Source organism: Pseudomonas sp. PA-1-6B (assembly GCF_021609545.1).
In the GTDB taxonomy this organism is placed as follows: domain Bacteria; phylum Pseudomonadota; class Gammaproteobacteria; order Pseudomonadales; family Pseudomonadaceae; genus Aquipseudomonas; species Aquipseudomonas fluorescens_BV.
The window spans coordinates 1-23,236 of the sequence record NZ_WJZM01000005.1 but is presented as its reverse complement, the minus strand read 5'-3'; the positions used below and the strand labels follow the sequence as shown (position 1 = coordinate 23,236).

The following is a 23,236-nucleotide window of genomic DNA, read 5'->3' as shown; positions in this document are numbered from 1 at the left end:
GACTATTGGGCGGTTATCAAACAACCGAAGAAACCTATCAACCGGCTTTTTTGGCCAACAAATCGTAGGTTTTTTCAACATCGCCATTCTTGGTATTGCCGTTGAACTCAACGTACTTGAATTTGATTTTGGTGAAGCTCAAGTGAAGACGCTCGGTCGGGCGACTCTTGGAACCTTCAATGACATAGCTGGTGAGCAGCGCATCACTCAAGGTAATAATCAAATACGGCTGCGTATCTTCCGTACTGCCGCCGGTCTGCAGCACCGTCAGCGTGGCGACGCCCAAGGACTTGCCATTGGTCGATTGCAGAAACAGATCGGGGGAAGAAATATCAGTGGACTTCGTCAGGCTCATTTCCGAAATATTCGAAACGCCGGTTTGACGCTCGCCGTCATTAATCGCTACGTAACGGGAAGAACCAAAAGAGTACGAGTCAATAACGATCTCGCCCTTATGGTTCGCTTCGGTGCAGGTGCCTTTAATCTCGGTTTCAAACTTGAGAGCAATCATGATGAGCCTTCTGGTTCAGGAAAATAGTGCGTTGAATAACAGCTTGAGCGCGAAACTCGTCGGCCTCAGTTCTTGACGGAGGGCAGTTGAGAAACCAGGCGCAGCGAGACGGTCAGGCCTTCCAATTGGTAATGCGGGCGCAAATAAAACTTGGCTTGGTAAAACCCTGGATTCTCCACAATGTCCTCGACCACAACCTCGGCACTGGCCAATGGTTTGCGTGCCTTATCGGCATCCGTCGCGGTACTTGGGTTGCGCTCGACGTAACGGATAATCCAGTTGTTAAGCCAGGTCTCCATTTCGGCGCGTGATTTGAACGAACCGATCTTGTCGCGCACGATGCACTTGAGGTAATGCGCGAAACGGCACGTGGCAAACAAGTAAGGCAGGCGCGCAGACAGCTTGGCGTTGGCTGTCGCGTCGGGATCACTGTATTCCTGGGGCTGGTGCAGCGACTGCGCACCGATAAAGGCCGCCAGCGTCGAATTTTTGCAATGCACCAACGGCATAAAACCGTTCTTTGCCAACTCCAACTCACGTCGGTCGCTGATCGCGATTTCCGTGGGGCACGTCATGTCCACGCCGCCGTCTTCAGTTGGGTAGGTGTGCAGGGGCAAATCACTGATCGCGCCGCCCGATTCAATCCCGCGAATACGTGAGCACCAGCCGTATTCTTTGAACGATCGGTTAATACTGACGCCCATGGCGTAAGCCGCGTTGGTCCACAGATAATTGTCGGCCTGCCCATCGGTCACTTCCTCGAAAGCGAATTCGTCCACCGGGGCCGTTTTAGCGCCGTACGGAATTCGCCCAAGAAATCTCGGCATTGTCAGCCCCACATAGCGCGAGTCTTCACTAGTGCGCAGGTTGCGCCACGCCGCATAATCAGCGGTTTGAAAGATCTTCGTCAGATCACGTGGGTTGGCCAGTTCACGCCAGGAATCCATCATCAGCACGCTTGGCATGGCCGCACTGATCAACGGTGCGTGGGCCGCCGCTGCAATCTTGGCCATTGAGGCGAGCAACGCCATATCCGGCGGGCTGTGATCAAAATAGTAATCGGCAATCAACACACCAAACGGTTCACCACCAAACTGCCCGTATTCATGCTCATAAATTTTCTTGAACAGCGGGCTTTGGTCCCACGCTGCGCCTTTGAATTTTTTCAACTCATGAGCGACTTCAGCCTTTGATGCATTGAAAAACCTGATTTTCAATTGCTCGTCGGTTTCCGTGTTGCTGACCAGATATTCCAGGCCCCGCCAGGCCGATTCAACGGCTTGAAAATTGGGGTGATGCAACACAACATTGACTTGCTCGGCGAGTTTTTGATCAATCTCGGCGATTAACGCTGAAATGGTACTTAACGTGTCATCGGCAATCAGCTGAGTATTGCGCAATGCATGCTTGGCCAGCGTGTGCACGGCCGACTGAATCAGGCCCCGGGCCTGCTCACTGCGAGGTTTGAATTCGCGTTGCAACAGATCATTAAACTCACTGTTGGAAACGACGACTGGAATGGACTGCTGAACAACACCAGACATGGATTACACCTGTTAAATAAGAATGGGAAACACGCGTCAAACATCCACTGCCGCATCGGTAGGCGGATTGCTCTGTGCCAGTAACGAGGCCATTAACACCGGGTCTTCCAGCAATTGAGCCATCAATTGTTCAGCACCGCTTTTACCATCCATGTACGTCAACAAGTTTGCCAGTTGATTGCGCGCTTCAAGTAACTCGCGCAACGGCTCGACATTGCGTGCGACCGCACCCGGGGAAAAATCTTCCATCGTGCTCATGCTCAGGGAAATCGCCAGGTGGCCGTCACCGCTGAGTTTATTAGGCACCGTCATTTTTACTTGAGGGTTGATCGCACCCATGCGGTCATCAAAGTTATCAATATCAATATCCAGAAACTTACGTTCAGAGAAAATTGGCAACAGACTGCGGTTCGCCCCTGACAAATCAGCAAACACACCGTTAACAAACGGAATGGCGACGGTTTTTTCTGCACCGTACAGTTCAACTTCATACTCAATTTGCACGCGTGGCGCACGGTTCCGGCCAATGAATTTTTGACCGCTGTTATTACTCGACATACGACTCGACCTGGTAAAAGTTTAATTAATCCGCGACGCGGCCGCCCAAGCGGCGCAAGTCGGTAACAGAGTTAGGTGCCAGTTCCTCGATAATATCGATGAAACTCATGGTGGTAATTCGGCGAACCCTGGCGATCAAAAAGGGAACCGGGCTTGAAGGTTCATGCCGTTGGTAGTACGAGCAGATCGCATCCAAGGCGCGAACCACGTCCTCCCGAGAGTCACAAGTGGAGCCAGTGCGTTCGTGGTTTTGGGCCCTTGAGACCGAAGATGCACGTTCTGAGGGTTGTACCGATGGCCGTTTCGTCACGACTAAACGTAAACGGTCTTCGACCACCCGCCCCCACTTTTGCAACGATTTGCTTAAGCCAAGAAAAGGTGAAATCCCCTGCACAGCGGTTTTTTCGTCCAGATCCGCCGTCATTTCATCAAGCACAGTGCGCAAAGCATTTATCAGCCCAAGACTGCGCATTAATTCAGTCGAGCAGTTGGGTTCTATCAACTGGGTCAACAGTGCCAACTGCTCGCTATGCTGCGCGCCCTCAGTGCTGCCAATAGTGTCCAGGTCCCCAAGGCATAGCGTTTGGCCTTCCTCGGTGCGTGCCAATACCTGACGCTTGAGCACGCCAATCACGGTGGACGGTACCACCAGCTCTGCCAGGGTATTAATCCGAATCAATGGATCGAACTGATCCTCGGCGACTAATTGCGGGTGCACGCTTTCCCAGCGGTGCCGCACCAACCAGGCTACCAGGCGCAAACCGCCCAGATAACCATTCAAGCCACAGCGGTCAAGCAACGCACGTGCCAGAATGACCATCACCCGCAGGTCCAGTGTCTGCTCATACAAACCTCGACATAGGGCCTCAACGTGCGGCCAATCTATAGCCTGGGTGACATACACATGCTCGCCGTATTCAACAGTTTCGGCTGTACGTGAAGCTTGCTCCAGCACGATGAATTCGGCCGTATACTCAAGGTCGCGGCCACAGGAGCGATTACTGAGCACGCTAATATATTCATCTACATAATTCATAAGCGCAGAGCGATCTCAGTGTTTACTTATTACAAGGCGTAAAGTTGCTTGACGCAGCGTTCAGTACAATATCAATTTGTGCCAATATTGAATGGGGTTATCCCATAGTCTTTCGACGCGTAAATAGTATGCGAATAATGCCAGACATACCAAGCAGTGAAACATTCGAGACCACGGCCTTCGCGCCACTCGAGTCATCAAGAGACTCCCCTAGCGTTGTGTCATTGCGATATTCAATATACCAAATGGGAGTGGTCAAACAGCCGCCATCAAACTCACTCGGAAAATCGTAAAAAAACCTTAAATCGCGCTGGGCCTGACAAGGGTTGTCGTATTCTTTCAGCTTGATCAACTTTTGCCCCAGCGCCGTGCCTTCTATCAACTGACACCGCCAGTCATGAAAGTACTCAAACAGAGGGCCGCACTCCAAAAACTGCGCGGAGGTAGGATCGACAATGAATGGCTCATCCGGATTATCGCGCTTACGTGAATCATCCAGATCATAGACAGCCACGACAAAGTGCGTATCGGTCGCTCGGGATAAAGTTTCCCAGATCAACATGCCTACTATGCGGTGTCGTACATTGTTCGCGCGTAATATACGCGCCACGTTAACCGCGCAGTCGAAACATTCATCTTGAGGATTCAGCATGCACTTGGCGATTTCAGGATCTCCCGTGATCAGCTCCTTTAACCGTTTAGATTCCATCATCCAGACCCTGTACAGCTGCCTGCTTGCCGCTCACCTGAGTAGCCACCGTCCGTATGGCTACAGGTCTTAATAGTCAGCTGCGCAAAGAAAGCAATAACGTTTACGTTTCCTTATCCAATCATCATAAACAGCCGACACAACGGCAAGTGAATAGCTGTGATTGTGCTCAATTCAGCCTGCCGTGTCTTTGCAAATCAAGTAGTTAGCGTTATTGCCTAGCCTGTCGGTAGCATCTAACACACGCACCGAGCCGGCTCACGCAACTAAGCTCGCCTTCTCATCCATAGCGCCATAATGACCAGCGCAGTTAAAGGCAAGCCATGGAATAAAATTATCACCTGGGCCGGCGTCCAGGCCAAATAGAACGGCCCAGCCACCAGCATCCCCACGCCGAAGCCCGCCATCTGAATCAGCGTCAATAAGCTGAATAACGGCAAACGCAGACTATCAGGCTCGCTTTGCGCACGAGAGATCAGCGCCACCTCGGATAACCCATCCCCCAACCCAGCCCACACTACCAGCAGCAGTGCCAGCCATAGCTCGGTTTGCTGAAAGGTAATGACAAAACCGCTGGACATCAGCGCCACGCCGAGCATGAACAAACGTTCCATGCCGTGGGTGCTACGGCCTCTCAATACGACGCTGGCCAGTCGTGCCCCAACGAACTTGCCACAAGCCCAGACCGCCAGCAGATAGCCCATGACCGTTTTCGCGGTGTCAGGCGAAATCAGCTGGGACAGTACCGGCCAGCCGACGTTATGCGCCGCGCTGCCGAGGGTGTCGAGCATGCTGATCAGCAACATGGCGGCCAGCACCGGCGCGCCACGCAGCCCCTTGGTCAACTCCTGCCATTCGGCGGCGAGCCCGCGATGGGCGGCAACGGTCGAGCGGTACAGCGCGCGCAAAGGCAAAACCAGGCAAGCGGCGATCACATAGGTAGCGATGTTGGCGGCAAACACCGCTTCAAATCCTCCCGTGGCGATCAGCAAGCCGGAGAGCAAACTGCCGAAAACCGCACCGGTGGCCGCCGCCGAGGTGATCCATGCATTGGTATTCACCCGTTGCTCTGGCGCGACCCAGGTGGGCAATTGGCTATTGAGGCCGATGGCGAACAGCGAATTGCACAGTCCGATACCAAAGGCGATAAAAGGCAACAGGTTAAGTTGATGGGCCGGTATCAGCACCAACAACGGCATCAGTAACAACGCCCTCGCCAAGTCCAGCCCAGCCAAGGTGCCACGGCCGGCGAAGCGGCGAAAAAACGGGATGCCAAACAGGCTGGCGACAATTCCGCCGGTGACCCGGCACGCCAGGAAAATGCTGACAAACACTACGCTTTGACTAAGCCAGTACACATACGTGGAGAGCGCTACCAGGTTGAGGAATGCACCGAAATCCGAAACACCGCGGGCAAAGATGATCAGGCGTGCGTTGCGGATCGATAGGTACAACTGTCGATCATCGCTCATGTCGGCTGCGCCTCTTCGACCCTACGTAGACTGACCAGCAGTACATCGCGCCAGGCGGGCCCGGTGTCTACCAGCGCTCTCACGTCACCGGCGCGGTGGTAGTAAGCACGATCATTGATCACGATGGTTTCGAGAAACTGCTCCATTGCCACGTCGAGCATGCAGCGTTGCTCCGTCTCGTCAGCAAACACCTGCGATACCACCGGCACTGTATTGCGCTCGCCTATAAAGTGCATGAACACCCAATCCAAACCGTCCTGATGAATCCCTGAGGTCGTCGGGCTGCTCGACTGCCCATCCGCCCGTACCCGGAACTGATGAATATCAATCGTGCAGGGCTGATCGCCAAGATGCGGTGCAATCACCGCAAGGTCGGTGGCCAACAACTTCCGCATGAGTGGATGCTCGATAAAGCCCTCCTCGCAATAGCTTAGGTGGTTCACGCCCTGGCGGTAATTAACGGCATAGGTGACCGTCGATTTGAACGCGGCATCCCTGTCGATCTGTAACTGGCGGGACGGCGACAAGCGATAGCGCAAAATGCGCCGCTCGCGATGGGTGTACGCCCTGAACGCCTCGTCGCGCACCAGATTGTTCCAGTACGCGCGAAAGCTTTGCTCGTCGCCGGGCTGAGCATCGATCAACTCGCGAAAGTCTCGGCGATGGCAGTACTGATGCTCGCGCAGGTGCGCTGAAATCTGTGAGATGTCCATAGCGCTATCCTGCGTCCGGCATATCGATGATTACACGTAAGTGTTGTTTTATCGCATCATGCAAGGCATGGGCGTCTGCGGCATCGTCAACCTTGGCCCAGCATTTGAGCAAGTAGTGTTCCTCGATATCTGCATCGATACAAACGCCGGCCTCTTGCTGGGCATATTCGAGTACCTGCTCGTTTTCAGCCAGATAGCCCGTACCTTCAATACCTTTAAAGTGACCACTGTGATCCGGATAGATCGCCAACATCGCGTAACGTTGCGGGGCGTCGGCGACCTTTTGCACTGCGGCACCCAGCTGCACATCTATCCCCTGCTCGCCCAGCAGTAGCGAGAGATACACGTGGTAAGGGTTGATTGCCGCAATGTCACGGAATGCCGCGTTGACATAGAGGCCGCCCAGGCGCGGGTTGATCTCAATGGCCACAGGCCCCGCCTCAGTCATCCGGAACTCGAAATGCACCACGGCGTTGGTCAACCCTGTAGCGTTCAAGCAGTCAACGGCATACTGACGGATCTGTGCGCACTGAGCCTGGTTGAACGACGTCGGCGGAGAAATCAGCAGGTTCTCGAGGACCGTGCCGCTGCGCTCGGTCAGCAGTAATTTTTCATTGATCAGCAGCGGGTAGACCCGTTCGCCCGCAATCACACATTCCACACTGCCTTCGATGCCGGGAATATAGCCTTCCAGCAAGATGCTACGCCCTGGCACATAGTCACGCCCAAGCCCATCCTCAGACGGCAAGGCGTGCGCGCAGCCGTAGAAGTCCGCATAAGCCGCGGCGCCATGATCACTTACAAAATGCGCATAGTGGCTGCGTAGCTCCGCCCAGTTGGAACACTTCTTGATAAACGCCGAGGCACCGCCAAAGGGAGGTTTGGCGATCAGTGGATAGCCCACGTGCGCAGCACCTTGCTGGAGTTCCTGTTCGTCGTTGCACAGCGCGGACGGCACCGAACGCAGCCCATGCTGTTTCAACACGCCGCGCATCAGGAACTTGTTATTGCACACTGCTATCGCTTCCGGGCGGCTGTACACCAGACCGAGCTGCTTGCAGACGCGCGCGACTATGCAACCCACCTCACCTTGAGCAGACGGGTGACCTGCCTGGCAGAAGATCGCGCGCACGTTGTATCGCCCATCCAGTTCACCGATTAACTCAATAATGGCCGTTTCACTGAGCGTTTCCAGCAAGAACACTTGATCACTGTCATCACACAGCCGTTGCAAATGACGACGTCCCAATAATCCGGCCGTCAAACATTTCAGCCCTTGCTCACGGGCGACGGCAAAGTGTGGTTCACGGTAGCGGTAACGAGTAGAAGCACTGTCATCGATATCAATAAAAAGAATAGCGTCTTGGTTCATCATGGGTACTGCCTCAATCCGTAAGTCCGTTCAGGCGTCATGCCAACTGCACCATTGATTTTCCCAGTTACGAAAGCAGTAATAGCGCTGCCCGTCGCGGATTTCGAAGTGCGGCAGATCTTCAGGTTTCTCAAAATCCAGCAGCGGGACGGTGAACTTGCCTTGTGCGTGCGGCAGCACATATTCGGGCATTGCGATGTTGGAGACCCGTCGTTTGAGACGTCCCATGATGGCGATGGCGTGGCTGATAGAGGCCTTATACTCGGATGCGCCCGGGGAAAACGGCATGAAGTGGTACAGGTAATACGGTTTTACACCCAAGCGATAAAGATCGATGAACAGCTTATGCAACGTGGCTTCATCATCATTGACACCCCGCAACAATGGCATATTGGAGAAGACGATCGGCACCACACTCTGGATACGTTTAACCGCCGCGGCAAAATCGTCGCTGAGCTCCAGCGGATGACACACATGCACGCCGAAGGCATTAACCTTGTACTTCTCCAGCATCGCGATCAACGCATCGGTGACGCGAAAGGGGTTGAAGCTCAGGGCACGTGAATGAATTCGGATCAACAGGTCGTCACTGATCGAGCGTAACGCTGCCAGGTTCTCTTCCAATCGGCGGTCAGCCAGCATCAGCGGGTCACCACCGCTGAGGATGACCTCTTCAATGGCCGGGTTGTTGCGTACGTACTCCACCGAGTCCAGGAACGAGTTGGTGTTGGCATTGGCCTTTTCAGTATCGACCTGCAAGGTACGCAGGGCTTCGAAGCAGAACTGACAGTACGCGTTGCAGGTGTTGGTCATCCGCAAGATAACGCGGTTATCGTACTTGTGCTGGCAGATGGGGGTTTTCATCTCATGATGCAACTCCCAGTTCTCCGACGTGCCGTCATAGTCACCCGGCACGTTTTCATTCCAGTAAGGCACAACCTGTCGCCACAGCGGATGGTCCGTCACCTGACCGCTATCGAGCGAACGCATAATCAAATCAATATAGTACGGCGTAATTTGCATCTTGCGTTCTGACAAATTGCGTTAAATAGGGGCGGTCCCCTCTCCCCTCCAACCGCCGCAAGCCTTGCGAAGCGAGGGCTCATCGCGCACGGCACTTTTCTGCTGCCAACGCCAATCAGTCCACTGAATCGAACGATGGGATATCTGATCCAAAATCGACATTTTCTCTGAAGCCTCTATAAGTGGCGCGTGTGCAGGGAAAGGTAGGATGGACGGTTACGTCGAACCTGTATTACTCTTGAGTTCAACTCGCGCCTGCGCAAGATCAACGCTAAATTAACGCTCAGGCTGTCACTAATCATCAGTTGTGTAAAAACAGGACGGAATTGATATCACTGGCGACATTTCGTAAAGCAACCTAGTCCGCGAAGCCATTACGCTTGGCAACTTCGAACAAATGAACCAGAGAAAAGACATTGAGCTTTTCCAGTAGCCGCGCCTTGTAGGTGCTGATTGTCTTGTTACTTAGCTGCAAATGGTTGGCTATCTCCTTATTACTCATCCCCCGCACAAGCAGCTCAAATGTCATTAACTCGCGGTTGGAAAGCGTATTGATAAGTAGCGCCTCATTGGCGAAACTGTCACTGACCGCAGGCAGTCGATCAATGCCATGAGGCACATAAGCCCCGCCTTTCATTAACAGGTTGACGGTCCTTTGCAACTCTTCAACCGTGCACGTTTTCGACAAAAACGCCGACGCGCGCGCCGCACGGCAACGATTGTAATAATGGCGCGCCGCACAGGATGTCAGCACCAGGATTTCAATACTCTTATCGAAGCTGTAAATCTTCTGCATCACCTCCAACCCCGCGATTCCGGAGAGCTGGATATCCAAAATCACTAAATCAGGTTTATGCTCACGTACCAAGGCAAGGCCATCGGTACCATTACTAGCCTCTGCTACCCAGGCGAAGTCATCCTGACTTAGAATGGATTTAATAGCCGCTCGCACAAGCGGTTGCCCATCAATAACAATGACTTTGAACATCAGTACCCCAGCGTTTCAGTCAGATAAACTATAGGAAACTTTTCATCCGACAACCCTACACACGCGGCGGCTGTTACTTAACTAAAATACTAATCAACCAAAGAAATTAACAACTTATCACCCCCCCCTTGTGCAGCCAGAACCCTCAAGCAGCTCAGATTAATAGCACGCCTGCACTGACGCCCGGAATTCGCAGTCGAGCCAGCCACGTGCCGGCCCCGCATTAATTGTTAATTCACGGTTATTCACTTTGCAAGGGGTGGAATTTGCCTGAGCCTAGGCGCGCCCTCACTGCTGATCAGAACATGTGAGGCATGCTCCTGTGTTGTATAACTCTTTCCCTGAGAAACTTATGAAGCTTATTAATATCCTGTCGGCTATCAGCTTGGCCTGCATCACCTCCCAGGTCTTCGCTAACCAGAGTGACTTGACCCTTAGTCACTTCAAAGGCCCGCTCTACATCGTTGAAGACAAGGAGTATGTGCAGGAGAACTCAATGGTCTACATTGGCGAGCAACACATCACGGTTATCGGCGCAACCTGGACTCCCGCCACCGCTGAAAAGCTGGAGCAGGAAATCAGGAAAATCAGCCCCCTGCCCATCAAGGAGGTGATCAACACCAACTACCACACCGACCGTGCGGGAGGTAACGCCTACTGGAAGAAACTCGGCGCCAGTATTGTCTCCACACAGATGACCTATGACCTGGAAAAAAGCCAGTGGCGCAGTATTGTCGACTTTACCCGGCAAGGGATGGAACACTATCCGGTCCTTGAACAAAGCCTGCCGGACCAGGTTTATCCGGGCGACTTCGCCTTGCAAAACGGTCATGTTCGAGCGCTCTATTTAGGCGCGTCTCACACCGAAGATGGGATTTTTGTGTATTTTCCAGAAGAACGTGTCTTGTATGGAAACTGCATCCTCAAGGAAAAGCTGGGTAACATGACGTTCGCCAATCGCAGCGAGTACCCGAAAACCCTGAAGAAATTGCAAGGGCTTATCAGCAGCGGTGAGTTGCCCGTTGAAGCGATCATCGCAGGACATAACTCACCGATACAGAGCGTTGAGTTGATTGACCATTATCTGAACCTGCTCGAACACGGCGAGCAGTAACAGCCAGTGCGGGTGAGCTCAGCGTGATGAAATATCGCGACTGCGCTCACTCCCCAGACACAATACACGCTCCAGCTCTTTGATATAGAAACACGGCGTGTCCGGGTTCAGGTCTAACTTATAAAAGGTCAATTGTGACGCATAACTGGATAAATAAGCGTAATTAAAAGCGACATCTCGATCCCGCACTGACATGCTTCTAAGCAGCTCATTACCGCCTGTTGGGTTAGTCATAAATCGTGCACTACCGAAGAAGTTATTAACCAGCTCAAATGAAAACTTCTGGCTATCATAGTTAATTTTCTCAAAATCATGAATTTGATTTCCGTGCGATTGAAGCCTGATCAGCACATTTAAGACTTCGCCACTGCTCATGATCATCGAGCCGGTGGTGAAACAAGCGCCTTTAAGTACGTCTTTACGCGATGCTGATGAATACATCAAATGCAAGGCCACGAGTACCACGATGCCCACCAGCAGTCCAACACTGCGCTTGCTCACTTCAGGCACCTGTCTAGCTGTTCGTCGGTCAAGAGGGCTAACTTCGAATTATGCACTGAAACAAATTCCACCGTACTGCCACTGATGCAAAGGATTTCGTAAAAGCTGTGCATCGTATTTAAAATCACCGTGCCGGGCACTTCCACCAAACTCTCCATGCGCCGTAGCACCGGTGCCATGCTGACTTTTAGCCTCTCGACTTCCGGCGTAGTTGCACCGGTGTACCACACGGTCAGCAAACCTTGCGTGTCTGTTTCTTTGACAAAGTCCGGCTGCAGCCAAAGGTTCCAGTCAATCCGCCAAAGAAAACTCATCGCCAATATCAGCGTCGCGCCCATCAAAATATTCTCAGTGCTTAGCCGGCTTCTCAGCCATGAGAGCCTAACCTGCGGCACTTGCGGGCTTGGTGCGACGCCTAATGTTAAAGGAACCGGAGCGCTCATGTCGCTAACTTGCCCGGGCGCAACCAAGAACTCGGAGTTGAACTGGTAACCCCTTCGCGGAATGGTCTGGATGATCTCACGATGCTCATCATCGGCCAGCAGCTCCCGAATCGTTGAAATAGCCTGGTTCAGGCTGTTCTGCCCAACGATACGGTCAGGCCAGCCAAAGGCAAAGATTTCATCGCGACTGACAATGGTGTCTGCCCGGTCAATCAGAATTTCCAGGATGCGACTGGAACTGTACCCCAGCTCAACTTTGCGCTGGTTATTATGTTCATGAATAACCAACGTATTGTGCAAGGGCCAAAATATAACTTGCCGCCCTTCAGAAGCACACTGGATTAATACTTTTTTAGCTTCCGCTTGAATACCCTTATCGCTCGACGTCGGGTCAATCGATGACTGCATGCTCATTTCCCTGCAATGATAACGGTGAGTACCTATGTCTTTAGATCACTCGGTTCATATCCGGATGAACTAACGAGAAATACCCATGCACCAAGTCTTCTGCAGTCAAGTCCTTTGAATAAAACCAACCTTGGGCGGTGACTGCCCCTAAGGCAAGCAGGCGCTCCACTTGCTCGGGTGTTTCGACCCCTTCGACGATAACGTTGAGTTTCAGGTGCCTGGCCATATTCAGCAAATGGACCAAAATCGTATTGGCGCGTCCTTGATCTTTTTTGCTCGCAAAGCAACGGTCAATCTTAAGAATATCCAGAGGCAGGAAATCCAGATAAGACAAATTGGAATAGCCCGTACCGAAGTCATCCAGGGCGATCTTATGGCCCTGGTCGCGCAATTGATTCAAGTGCAGGATGGCTTCGCGTTTATCAAGTACGACACCTTCAGTGACCTCAAATACAATGCGTGACGCGGGGATGCGATATTGACTCAATAATTGTTGAATAAACGCGGGAAACGTGGGGTCGGATACATCTTGAGAGGACAAGTTTATATTTATATAAAACTCATCACATGCCCACAGCAGGCACGAGTAATCTTCAATAACGCGCTGACAAATCCAACGGGTTGTCAACGGCATGATGCCGGAACGTTCGATCAACGGTATAAATACCGCAGGACTTATCACCTGTCCTTTATGGGTCCAGCGTAGTAATGCCTCAGCGCCGACCCACAGGCCAGTGTTCATATTCGCTATCGGCTGATAGTGCACGCTCAACTCACCGTTAACCAAGCCTCTGCAAAACCTTGCTTGCATCGAAAAATAATACGTATAGACCGAGGTGAAAACCTTATAAAGCCCAATAATGGTACATGCCCCAGCGACCGACACGAACAATAAAACACAATACTCTATAAAGGCATAGATTTTAGCCAATAGCGAAGGCCACTCCTCACCTGTGGCCTCATAGTTACCCAAGGTTTTCAACTCACTCAACATGCCGGGCTCAAAACCAGAGAAGTTACCATTACTCAAATCGACAATACTGCTCAGGCGCTCAAAAACATAGATTTGCGCCAAATGTTCCACCGAGTATAGCGACGCCCAGACCATCAGTAACGCGACGATCAACCAAAGCACGACTTGCGCGACTACTGCCTGAGGCCACATTGAAGACATAGAGTTTGCCCATGAGCGCTCAACAGAACGCCCACGCTTAAGAACGCGCTTGATTGCTTTCACGTATTAACCTGTTAGGTAAAGTCGTTTCTAGAACTGCGGGGCTAAATCTGAATAACGCTCACAAGCAGGCGAATGAAGTGACCCGGTCGCTTCATGGCTACGATAATGATTTATTGACTGCCCAATTTGGACGCTAAGGATAAGCCAGATTGGCGTAGAGGCGGGGTGATGAGTGGTGAATTCATAGTTATTCACCTATCAAGCTTACTATAGACGCAGCGTAGAGGCCGCGGCGGCGAGCCAAGGCCGCCCATCCCACCACTGTCATGCCTAGGTTCTCAGCAACATCGAACAATGAGGACATAACTCAAACAGGTTCCGACAGCTATCGATTAGCACCCGGAAAGTACGTTTCAATCTAAAAAGGTTAGCGTTCGGCACCAAAGCAACGTACCGTCTCCAACTCTTTCACATAAAAACACTGACTGCCTATACGCGCCTTTATTTTATACAGGCTCAATCTGGAAAATTCGTTCGAATAGTAAGCGTAATTAAAGGCAATATCCCGATCTATGCTGATCTTATCTTTAATCCATTCGCCATCCCGCTCTTGATTCGTCACAAACCGAGCATTACCGAATAGACTACTCACTTGGGTCAGAGAGAAATCCTGGCTATTTTTATTAATAGCTTCGAAGTCGTGCAGTTTATAGCCATGGGACTGTAAGCGCTGGCTGCTGTCATACACATCGCCACTGCTCATGATCAGCACTCCCGAGGCAAAAAACGTGCCCTGCAATATCTGTCTACTCGACTGAGCCGAATAAACAATATGCAAAATCACTAATATCACGACTAACCCAGACCAAGTGATCATCCATCGAATATTTAATGGTTTCAATTGACGCACCTGTTCAGTTGTTCATCTGTCAACTGGGACAATTTGGTTTTATGCACTGTCACAAACTGCACCGATCGCCCCTGATCAATACAGACAATCTCATAAAACCCATGCATTTTATTGAAAATGATGGTTTCCGGCTGTTTGACAACCCCCCTCAGGCGATCACGCAAAGGTTTGGTATCGGCCTGCAACTGCGTCAGCTCTTCTGGGCTTTCCGAGACATACTGAACGTCTAACTCGCCCAATGTTTCACTTGCACTGAACAAGCCGTGCTGCAACCAAAGCGCCCAGTCGATACGCCAGACTAACGTTGCTGCCAGTGCAATCGTCAGCACTGCGAGTAGCAGATTGGTAGAGCGTGTTAGACGGCCCAATGCAAAAAACGCTTGCGGCTGAGTGATACCCTCAGCAGCATCTGCTGCTACCAGAGGCGCTGGGGCAGTGTCATCACTGACGTTAAACTCTTCACGGTTCTCGCTCAGGTATGCCGAGTTAAATCGATACCCACGCCGGGGGACCGTCTGGATGATCGTTCGCTGCACATCATCGCCCAGCAGGTCACGAATATTGGAAATCGCCTGGTTCAGGCTGTTCTGCCCCACCACCCTGCCCGGCCAACCGTAGGCAAACATTTCCTCGCGCCCGACGATCAGGTCGGCGCGGCTGATCAGCAGTTCAAGCAGTCGGCTTGAGCTGTAACTCAACTCGTGTCCAGTGATAACGCCCCCCTCACTGACCCTCAACAGGTGTTGGCTGGAGGAAAACTCTGCATACCGCGAAACCTCATGAAGCCTGAGTATGACCTTTGTGGGCACCACCGACGGAAGACCACTGCCATCGGCACTTTCAATGGGTTGCATTACTGTCAATACCCCGCGTCTGTCTTTCAATCACGTCCATGAACTACGCTTGCCCAGGAGCATTCGATAGTCGACGTATCAGCGGGAGTATAGACAGGTTTAAACGGGCCTCTAAGTGCTGTTTCGTTTATTGATAGTTGATTGTAAAAATCGCCGTCGCATTCGCCGGACCACTGTGAATCGCTGAGTCCGGCAGCCTGAGGTAACGCGCCTTGAGCGCAATGAAATAGCTGGCGCCCTCTTTGGGCTGGAGTGGAATGCCACTGTCAAGCAACGTCGAAAGCCTGATCGGCTGGGCATTTTCCAGTGCAAGCTGTACGCCGATACCTTGCGCCGCCCTCACACCCCCTGGGCCCTGCGCTGTGAGGTTCAAGACTCCCTCTTCAGTGGATACCGCCCGCTGGGTGGGGTCGATACGGAATGCAATTTTATTGGTTTTGAATATTACACCTGGCTCAAGTAGGTTGGCCCCGGCGGAGTAGTACCCGTAAAACCCTGGGCACTGATTGAGCACGATAGAAAAGTCCTGCCAGGGCGTGTAGCCGGTTTTCTCGAGAGTGCCTACAGCGTGTTGGCCCAGATTGACCTGAATGCTCGGCGCCTGGCAGGTTTGCGCCACCACCCTCAGCTGGCCCGACAGTCGCACCTTGCGCACCGGCAACTCCCGCCCTCGAATGTCGTAGCTAATGCTTACAATTGGCAAAGACGCACTTGAGATAGGCCCCGCTTCGACATGGGCGCTTACCTTGACAAACGAAAGGACAAATTTGTCCAGGTTCGGCTCACGAAACACGCAGGCTTGCGGCCCTTGACAGTCAGGTGATTTTGCAGTGAATGGAAAGGCGCGGTTATCGGCGTCCAAAAAACGCACTCCGATGCCTGCAAGGTTGGTGGGATAGGTATTGCCGTTCGCACCGGATTGATAACCGGGGATAGGCCCAGAGACCATCTCCAGGTTGCGCTTGAGGCTAATATCCCGGGTTCCGGGTGTGCATCGGATAGATGCGACACCACCTGGGGTGAAGACTTGACGGTAAACCTCGGTGCCGACGGGGATATCGCGGCCGACGGTAATCTGGCTGATGCGCAGCGGCATTGTCGAATCAATTGCCCCGCCCGCCTCGACGCGTTCGCAGTCCGCCAGCGCGTTACCGGCTATCCATAAGAGGCTCCACACCAAAAGCGATTGAGCCCCGACGTTGCCAACCATATTTCATCTCCTCAGGCCAAACCGGATTAGGGTTGAACCGCTGTGCATAGGCTGTTTCGACTTTGCAAGCCAGACCCGCCAACGTCGGGCGCCGGCAGCAGCAACAGGCACTGCTGAGTGGCCTCTCGCCCCCAACTGACCCTTACTTGGTCCACCCCTTCTGGTACCCGCGCGTAAAGCTGCCCCCCCTGCCCGACCAAACCTAACGACGGACCGGCGGCAAGGCTCACGGTGGCACCAAAAGGTACGGGGCTGCCGTCAGCTAAATGCACTGTGAGCAACAGCGCGCGTCCCGAATTGGTTGCAAAATCCACCGCTAAAACAGCCCCGGCGGTGGGCACCACTTTGCGGCTTGATTCGTTCAGATCCACACTCGAGGATGCGCCGCGGGGGTCGATGCCCACCTCGTTCAGTTCATAAGGGCGCAGGTAAGGCACCACGGCATTGCCCTGACCATCCAGCTTGATGCCCGGAAAGCCCACTACTTCTGCCCCTTGGGCGCCCTTGGCACTGATTAACGCAATGGTGTCGCTGCGAAAAGGACTCAGCGTAAGCCCCTTGGGATGCCCAACCAGACTGCCGCCTACACTGACACCCAGGGTGGCATAGTCATCGCCCTGACTCAGCGAGCCGCCGAGGGAGGTTTTGGCGCCTTGGTACTGGCCGTTCCACGAAGTGCCCGACGTGCCACTTGCCCCATCACGCTGGAGCCCAACGCCGTAACTGTATTGATTGCCCTCGCCGGCGCTACCGCTGAGGTATAGATCTTCGCTGAGTTGCCCTTGGGCATCGCGTGCCAAGCGCGCCGACAGTTGAGCGTAATTACGCGTTGAGCCAAACGCCAATGGCAGGTTAGCGGTGAGCAGGTAGGTGGTGTCCATTGCCCCGAGCGCCTGGCGGCTGCGGTTGGCATTAAGACTCAACCCCACACGCCCCAGTCGGGTGCTGTAGCTGAGTTGATACTGCAAGTCACTTCCCGCCGTGTTCCTGTACCACTGGGATGACGCGCTGACCCCTAGCTGCCCCCACTCTCCGATCTGCTGATTGGCGCTAAGTGTCACACGGCGGCTCATCCGCGAAGCCAGGTCCATGGACGAGAGCACGTTCTTCTCAAACTGTAAGCGCTGCGACGCATCGTTGAGATTGTGAGCGCCAGTGGCCGAATACCAATAGGATGCTGCCGTGAAGTAACTGCCGGTCTCCAGCACACTCTTGCTGTACAACAAGCGCAGGGTATTGCCGTGTTCTGTGCCACTGAGGAAGCGGGTCTTGGACTGCGTCAGGTCAAGCGCCAGTGCGCCCAACTGGGTATTCATGGCCACGCCGGTCAACAACGCGGTGTATTTGTCGCTCGCCTGCAGGCCGCCTTCTCCAGTGAACATATTGCTCAAGCCATGCTGGAAGGTGGCCTGGGTAAAGTTGGGCGGATCGCCAAGGTACTGATTGCGTAACTGCCCCGCCGTCAAGTTATATCGCGATACGCCGGGGCGTAACAGTTGACTGACCGAAGCGTAGGGTACGGTGAAGCGTTGCTGGCTTCCATCGGCCTCGATAACGGTCACGCTCAGGTCGCCGCCATAGCCACTGGAGTAGAGGTCGTCGATCACAAACGCTCCAGGCGCGATAAGCGTTTCGCGCAAAATGTTGCCCTCCTGACGGATGATCACGCGCGCGCTGGTGCGTGCGATACCACGAATCACCGGCGCATAGCCGCGTAGCGATTGCGGCAGCATCCGATCATCCGAGGCCAGTTGCACGCCTCGGTAGAGCAAACCGTCAAATAACTCGCCCGTGGTATGGGTCTCCCCAAGCGTGAGTTGGCTTTTAAGACCCGCCAGATCACGTTGCAGGTAGGTGTTCAGCGCCTGGTAAGCGGCCCCATCTGTCGGTTGCCAACTCACTGAACCATTATGGCGAGCACGCCAATGGCTCAGGTTTATTCCGGCGTCAAAGCTCAAGTAGGCTGAATCTTGGCCATTCCCTTTGAGATTGCGGGTTGTGTTAGCGGAGTAGCCGAAAATTGCTGCGGTGGTGCCGCGGTTCCATAACTCAGGGCTGACATACCCTTGGGCATCACGGCGCAATGCGACTTGGGGGACACTCACGCGCAACATAAGGTCTTGCAGGTTGAACGTTGCACTGGCGCCCCTCACTGTTTCAGGTAACACCAAACAGGACAGGTCTCCTAAAGGCGTCAGGTAGGATTTCGGACTGACTCCCAATTCATCCAGCAATTGCGGGGTGAAGCAGGGCTGGACGCCCTCCTCCGATGGGGAGAAAAGGATATTTTTGCGCCCAATGGGCTGCTCATTAACAAATACGTCCGCCCTGTATTGCCCCGGCAACACCGCATTACCCTTCTGAAAAGGCGCCAGGTCCAGGCTCTCTGAGCCTTCAGGCAGAAAAGCACGGTTAAAAAGCACCTCCTCTGCGAAAATCTTTTGCCCACACGACATGCCCAGAGCCAACAGCCAACCAACAACAGGTTTGGATAAACGCGAGGCACAGAAGTACCGAGCCACTTCAGCCCAGGAGTCAAAAAAAGTGTTCATGGATTACTCGTATGCACTGTGCGCAGCGATCGCCACTACCGCGACTAAGGCGTTAGCGGCCGCTTGATCAACACATCCGCGCCATAGTCATTGATAGCGCTGAGTTCCACTTGAGCCTGAGGCCCCGGCAGGTTTTTTAGCGTGGGCAAAGCAAAGGAGTGCCTGGACCCCGGCGCGAGCATTTCACTGCCGGCCATAAACCGCTGTTTGCCATCCACCACACCCACTTTGGCTACGGTTACATAAAACGCCGTGGGGTTATGCCCTTCCAGTGCCAGACCACCGGCCTGGTGGACGATGCGCCATTGAACCTGATCAATAGCGTCGGATGCGTTGCCGCTCAACGTTTCAGGACGATAGAAAATCTTGATTCGCGAGCGAAAAGCCATCTGTAACAAATTAACCGGCCTGTCAGTCGCCGCGGGCGCGGTGGGCACTTCGAGCAGGTTGAAATAATAAACCGACTCTTTATCTTCGGGCAGGCTGGCACCGGTAAACATTAACCGTACACTTTGGCCTTGGTTTGGGTCCATGCGAAAGACGGGGGGGGTTAACAAAAAAGGCGCCGTTGAATGGGTGGGGCTAGAGTTAGGGTCTCCGCTGTCGACCCAAGTCTGCACCAGTACCGGGAGCGCTCCGTTATTGTCCAGGGTCACGGTGATTTCTGCTTCTTGTGCCGGGTAGATCAAGCGTGTGCCGGTAATGACCACGCTGGCACTCACCTGAGAACACACCATTGACATCAACACCGCGGCCATTGCGAAGCGTATCGATATGAGGTAAGCCATAGAATCCCTTGCTTGGCTGATCAAGTTCCCAGTGCTGTATAAATCACAATGGCAGCACTGGGAGTTCGAGCGGTTACAGCTTATAGGTAGCTGATAGAGTACGTGACAGCGCCCGCAAAACTACCCGCCTCTACCGGTATACTGGTCGTTAGATATTGAACGGTATATGACTTCGTCATACCGCCGCCCACAAGAGGACTATAGTCAGAGGACGTGGGAGCGTTACCAATAACCACTGCCTCGTTATTGGAGTTTTTAATTTGCAGCACTACGCCCCTCGCAGCAGTAGCTGCAGGTATGTGTGTATTAAGCACATTACCGCCCGCGATGCCCGCCCCCCCTTGGAAAGCGATTGCGGCGCTCGCTGCTGTTGCTGTTGTTACCACTGCAGACGAGCAATTCGTGAGCGCAAAATTCAGTGCCGTGGCGCCTCTGGTAGCCCCTACAGTATTCATTCCAGTCGCACTTATCGTCGGCAATGTAACAGTCGTTGTACCCGCAGTTTCACCATTCACTGCGATGGTGCAAGTGGTAGAACTGATACCCCCGATAAAATTAATAGTGCCGTCAGAGGCTGCATTCGCAACCTGGATAGACGAGACGATCATCAATAACGAGACAGCGATTACTTGACGTTTCATTTTAATAACTTCCCTGGTTAAACTTTAAGTCGGGTGTGGCGCAACAAAAGCGAGCCATACGCACTTCCTATTGCGCAACACAATCAGCCAAACACATGCAACAACATCAAACAACTCAAAAGCCATAAAACATGTTTTTCACAAGCTTTCGGACTCGCCCCTCCCGCAGCGCAAAGGTGCATGATTTCTACCTTGATCAGCATGCGACACTCATCAGATCACACCCCACTTACTCGTAACTGATTGAATACGTCACACTGGTTTGAAATGGACCAGAACCTATCGCATCACTATCAGCGATATACCGAACGAAATACTCCAGCAAGTCAGCCAAGGGCATGGCGGCCTGATTTAGTTGAGAGGGGTCTCCTACCCTGATGGGGTTCATCGACGCGTCGTATAACTGGAGTGCGACCCCGGTAGCTGCGTGGGAAGTCAGTTTGTTTTCCAGCGTACCGTTCTCGCTTACGTTCGATCCACTCTGGAAGTACACACGGGCCTTAGTCACCAAACTGGACGAGCACCCCGAGAACTTAAACGTGAACCTTGTGCCTCCCTTGGTTTCCCCCTCCACCGACATTCCTTTACGGCTCACTCTGGGCAATTGAACCAAAGGCGCAACAGATGTTGAGTTATTGACAGCGATCGTACAGGTTTGCGCCACCAACCTACCGCCAAAGTTAAGTGTACCTTCACCCGCAACCGGTGCGGCTACTACTGGCTGGGCCAGCGAAATCAACGTCGCTATTAGTGCCATAACCCTTACACCGGATTTATATATCATCACTCTACCTCCCTGGCTGTATTTAACGCGTCGTTTAGCAGGCCGTTAGACACAACCTTAGCCCTCAGGCAGTACACCGCCAATGAAGAAGAGTGATTCACGATTAGTCACACGAGATCACCCCAGTTTATTGCGAGCCGCTAACGCTTGCAGCTGCGATATCGACTGCAATAACATTTTTTCAAAGATATTGGTTTTATGCACACTGATATGACGCCTGCCAACATTCATGTGCTCGGCAATTTGCCTATTATTCAACCCCCTTGCCAACCCTTGAAACACCATTAGCTCGCGATCCGTCAACGTAGCAATCAAGTCAGTTTCATTGGCAAACGACCGCTCTCGCGTTTTGATGGGTGCATTAATAAAGTCGAAATAAACGTAGCCCGAGCGTATGGCCCGAAGAATAAATGCCAGCCCCCGCACATCCCTTGAGACACGTAACAACACTGTGGCCCCCGCACGGCTGTAACGCGCAGAAAAATGTTTGGGGTCTTGCTGTGTCAGCACAATAATTTTCAGTTCGCGGTTGCCGGCACGCAGCTGTCTGATCAATTCAAGGCCCTCAATATTGAAGGTGGCAAGCTCCAGGATTGCAGTATTCGCAAGCCGTGTTCGCGCAGCCTCAACAACCTGTGCCGCGCACTCGGTGTTGATTAATACGTTGACAGATTCCGCCTCTAAAATATCGGCCATTTCGCCGCCCATACACCAACGGCCCGACAGCACAACGGCTGATATTGTTTCCATCACTCTTTCCGCCTCTAACCCATACTTTTCGAGAACGCTATAAGTGGGCTGCCCTGTGACCAGGCAAGCGCTCGACAAGACGGTCAGCCTAATTCAACACACTCTCCGATTAACCTGAAACATGCTTCTTTTGGCTCATTCACCTTGAGCCTCACTTCAAATCCAATCACGTCAGTGTGCGCGATGATCAACCGAACGCATGCCAGGTTTTTCACGGTTTTTGACTTAAGTTGAACGATAGCCAGGTAGATCATGTTCGAACGGAAAAATGTCATGGAGGAATCACACGTGAAAATTATTACACTCAAGGTCGGTGACGCCGGTTGCCTGGGTAGTGACATCAAGATCCGGATACTGACGATCCAAGGTAAACAGGTCCAATTAGGGTTTGAAGCGCCGAGAGATATCCCTATTTATCGCGCAGAGCTGGTCCTGGCGCCGGAAAAACGCCAGCGGCAAAACGATAAGTTAAAGGGTGTAACCTCCGAATAGCCGTTTCTTAGCCTTGCACCCTATCCTGGTCGTTAATCGACCAGGGTAGGATCTGCAATCCGCTGCACCGGTCACTATCTATTGTCGTTCGACTGGAGCGTACCAAGACCAAACCTAGAATCAATCATAGGCAAAGGTAATGCTGGCTACTGCATTGGCTTCGCCAGGGGTAATGGTATTGGCAGTCTGAATATACTGCGGTGTCAGCACAAACGCGGCAGTTTTGCTCCGCATGGATTTATCCTTGACCCGCCATTGGGCGTTGGAGCCTAACTCGACAAAGCTCGAGGCAGGTCCATAAATCACTGGTACAACACCGTCCCTGAGAAACTGAACGCCTACTCCGGAGGCAGTGGCAGTGGTTCCGGATGTCAACTGAAGTGTATCTGTAGAGTTACTCGGATTATTTTGGTCCGTCATGGTTACCAAAACCCCGATGTCAGGAGTAGTGCATTCAAGGCTGACGGTTACCGGCGTGTTTGAAGCAACTGTAGTGCCGAACCCGTTGAACCGTAGAGGAGAAACGACTCCCATATTAATGACAGCTGGCGAAAGACTGGCCGTACAACCGCTCTGTTGATACGTCAGTTCGAACGTATTTAAACCCACACTAGCGTAATCGCTAGCCGGACTGAGAAAAACACCAAAACTACCGTACCCGACAGCACTTCCGCCCAGACTATATG

The 23,236-nt window shown here is 52.8% G+C and carries 24 protein-coding genes; 2 read left to right on the top strand and 22 right to left on the bottom strand.

Annotated elements, in window-relative coordinates; all coding sequences use genetic code 11:
• Nucleotides 1-37: 37 nt before the first annotated feature.
• The 10 genes from GIV35_RS04450 to GIV35_RS04405 all read right to left on the bottom strand — a co-directional run bounded on the left by GIV35_RS04450 (nucleotide 38) and on the right by GIV35_RS04405 (nucleotide 9,926).
• Complete coding sequence (locus GIV35_RS04450; RefSeq protein WP_047710936.1) at nucleotides 38-511, bottom strand: Hcp family type VI secretion system effector; 474 nt, start codon at nucleotides 509-511, stop codon at nucleotides 38-40.
• Nucleotides 512-576: 65 nt separating this feature from the next.
• On the bottom strand, nucleotides 577-2,055 hold the full coding sequence (gene tssC, locus GIV35_RS04445; RefSeq protein ID WP_202691773.1) for a type VI secretion system contractile sheath large subunit: 1,479 nt from the start codon (nucleotides 2,053-2,055) through the stop codon (nucleotides 577-579).
• 36 nt (nucleotides 2,056-2,091) lie between these two features.
• Nucleotides 2,092-2,613 (bottom strand): type VI secretion system contractile sheath small subunit, encoded by a 522-nt coding sequence (gene tssB, locus GIV35_RS04440; RefSeq protein ID WP_202691774.1) that lies wholly within the window; start codon nucleotides 2,611-2,613, stop codon nucleotides 2,092-2,094.
• A gap of 25 nt (nucleotides 2,614-2,638) precedes the next feature.
• Nucleotides 2,639-3,649, bottom strand: coding sequence for a type VI secretion system protein TssA (tssA, locus tag GIV35_RS04435; RefSeq protein ID WP_236265660.1), 1,011 nt, complete (start codon nucleotides 3,647-3,649; stop codon nucleotides 2,639-2,641).
• 97 nt (nucleotides 3,650-3,746) lie between these two features.
• Nucleotides 3,747-4,361 (bottom strand): hypothetical protein, encoded by a 615-nt coding sequence (locus GIV35_RS04430; protein ID WP_236265658.1) that lies wholly within the window; start codon nucleotides 4,359-4,361, stop codon nucleotides 3,747-3,749.
• Between the two features lie 263 nt (nucleotides 4,362-4,624).
• Nucleotides 4,625-5,830 (bottom strand): MFS transporter, encoded by a 1,206-nt coding sequence (locus GIV35_RS04425; protein WP_236265655.1) that lies wholly within the window; start codon nucleotides 5,828-5,830, stop codon nucleotides 4,625-4,627.
• Nucleotides 5,827-6,543: a 2OG-Fe dioxygenase family protein gene (locus GIV35_RS04420; protein WP_236265653.1), complete on the bottom strand. Its 717-nt coding sequence runs from the start codon at nucleotides 6,541-6,543 to the stop codon at nucleotides 5,827-5,829. The genes GIV35_RS04425 and GIV35_RS04420 overlap by 4 nt, the downstream gene beginning before the upstream one ends.
• 4 nt (nucleotides 6,544-6,547) lie before the next feature.
• Nucleotides 6,548-7,918 carry an ATP-grasp domain-containing protein gene (locus GIV35_RS04415; RefSeq protein WP_236265651.1) on the bottom strand — a complete coding sequence of 457 codons (1,371 nt, stop codon included), beginning with the start codon at nucleotides 7,916-7,918 and terminating at the stop codon, nucleotides 6,548-6,550.
• A 27-nt stretch (nucleotides 7,919-7,945) separates the two neighbouring features.
• Complete coding sequence (locus GIV35_RS04410) at nucleotides 7,946-8,938, bottom strand: KamA family radical SAM protein (protein WP_236491371.1); 993 nt, start codon at nucleotides 8,936-8,938, stop codon at nucleotides 7,946-7,948.
• 358 nt (nucleotides 8,939-9,296) lie between these two features.
• A complete protein-coding gene (locus tag GIV35_RS04405; RefSeq protein WP_047710944.1) occupies nucleotides 9,297-9,926 on the bottom strand; it encodes a response regulator transcription factor in 630 nt (209 codons plus the stop codon).
• A 352-nt stretch (nucleotides 9,927-10,278) separates the two neighbouring features.
• Between GIV35_RS04405 and blaPFM the strand changes: the two genes are divergently transcribed.
• Nucleotides 10,279-11,040 (top strand): PFM family subclass B2 metallo-beta-lactamase, encoded by a 762-nt coding sequence (gene blaPFM / locus GIV35_RS04400; protein ID WP_223023558.1) that lies wholly within the window; start codon nucleotides 10,279-10,281, stop codon nucleotides 11,038-11,040.
• A gap of 18 nt (nucleotides 11,041-11,058) precedes the next feature.
• Here the strand turns inward: blaPFM and GIV35_RS04395 are convergent, their stop codons facing one another.
• The 11 genes from GIV35_RS04395 to GIV35_RS04350 form a co-directional block, all read right to left on the bottom strand.
• On the bottom strand, nucleotides 11,059-11,541 hold the full coding sequence (locus tag GIV35_RS04395; RefSeq protein ID WP_236265910.1) for a hypothetical protein: 483 nt from the start codon (nucleotides 11,539-11,541) through the stop codon (nucleotides 11,059-11,061).
• Entirely contained in the window at nucleotides 11,538-12,392 is an 855-nt protein-coding gene (locus GIV35_RS04390; protein WP_236304279.1) for a winged helix-turn-helix domain-containing protein, read from the bottom strand. The genes GIV35_RS04395 and GIV35_RS04390 overlap by 4 nt, the downstream gene beginning before the upstream one ends.
• 40 nt (nucleotides 12,393-12,432) lie before the next feature.
• Nucleotides 12,433-13,629, bottom strand: coding sequence for an EAL domain-containing protein (locus GIV35_RS27330; RefSeq protein WP_236265215.1), 1,197 nt, complete (start codon nucleotides 13,627-13,629; stop codon nucleotides 12,433-12,435).
• A 367-nt stretch (nucleotides 13,630-13,996) separates the two neighbouring features.
• Nucleotides 13,997-14,470 carry a hypothetical protein gene (locus GIV35_RS04380; RefSeq protein WP_153474853.1) on the bottom strand — a complete coding sequence of 158 codons (474 nt, stop codon included), beginning with the start codon at nucleotides 14,468-14,470 and terminating at the stop codon, nucleotides 13,997-13,999.
• A complete protein-coding gene (locus GIV35_RS04375) occupies nucleotides 14,467-15,333 on the bottom strand; it encodes a winged helix-turn-helix domain-containing protein (protein ID WP_223023554.1) in 867 nt (288 codons plus the stop codon). Before GIV35_RS04375 ends, GIV35_RS04380 begins: the two co-directional genes overlap by 4 nt.
• Nucleotides 15,334-15,460: 127 nt before the next feature.
• Entirely contained in the window at nucleotides 15,461-16,543 is a 1,083-nt protein-coding gene (locus GIV35_RS04370) for a fimbrial protein (protein ID WP_236265217.1), read from the bottom strand.
• A 26-nt stretch (nucleotides 16,544-16,569) separates the two neighbouring features.
• Nucleotides 16,570-19,095 (bottom strand): fimbria/pilus outer membrane usher protein, encoded by a 2,526-nt coding sequence (locus GIV35_RS04365; RefSeq protein WP_236265218.1) that lies wholly within the window; start codon nucleotides 19,093-19,095, stop codon nucleotides 16,570-16,572.
• Nucleotides 19,096-19,139: 44 nt separating this feature from the next.
• Nucleotides 19,140-19,883 carry a fimbrial biogenesis chaperone gene (locus GIV35_RS04360; RefSeq protein ID WP_223023552.1) on the bottom strand — a complete coding sequence of 248 codons (744 nt, stop codon included), beginning with the start codon at nucleotides 19,881-19,883 and terminating at the stop codon, nucleotides 19,140-19,142.
• 80 nt (nucleotides 19,884-19,963) lie between these two features.
• Nucleotides 19,964-20,524, bottom strand: coding sequence for a fimbrial protein (locus tag GIV35_RS04355; RefSeq protein ID WP_236265219.1), 561 nt, complete (start codon nucleotides 20,522-20,524; stop codon nucleotides 19,964-19,966).
• Between the two features lie 229 nt (nucleotides 20,525-20,753).
• Nucleotides 20,754-21,281: a fimbrial protein gene (locus GIV35_RS27440; protein ID WP_419789689.1), complete on the bottom strand. Its 528-nt coding sequence runs from the start codon at nucleotides 21,279-21,281 to the stop codon at nucleotides 20,754-20,756.
• A 144-nt stretch (nucleotides 21,282-21,425) separates the two neighbouring features.
• Nucleotides 21,426-22,058, bottom strand: a complete 633-nt coding sequence (locus GIV35_RS04350; protein ID WP_223023550.1) for a response regulator transcription factor — start codon at nucleotides 22,056-22,058, stop codon at nucleotides 21,426-21,428.
• Nucleotides 22,059-22,346: 288 nt separating this feature from the next.
• Here GIV35_RS04350 and GIV35_RS04345 point away from each other — a divergent pair, with 288 nt between their 5' ends.
• Complete coding sequence (locus tag GIV35_RS04345; RefSeq protein ID WP_194289507.1) at nucleotides 22,347-22,550, top strand: carbon storage regulator; 204 nt, start codon at nucleotides 22,347-22,349, stop codon at nucleotides 22,548-22,550.
• 120 nt (nucleotides 22,551-22,670) lie between these two features.
• Here GIV35_RS04345 and GIV35_RS04340 read toward each other — a convergent pair.
• Nucleotides 22,671-23,236: fimbrial protein (locus GIV35_RS04340; RefSeq protein ID WP_236491369.1), on the bottom strand; the 566-nt coding region annotated here is incomplete at its 5' end.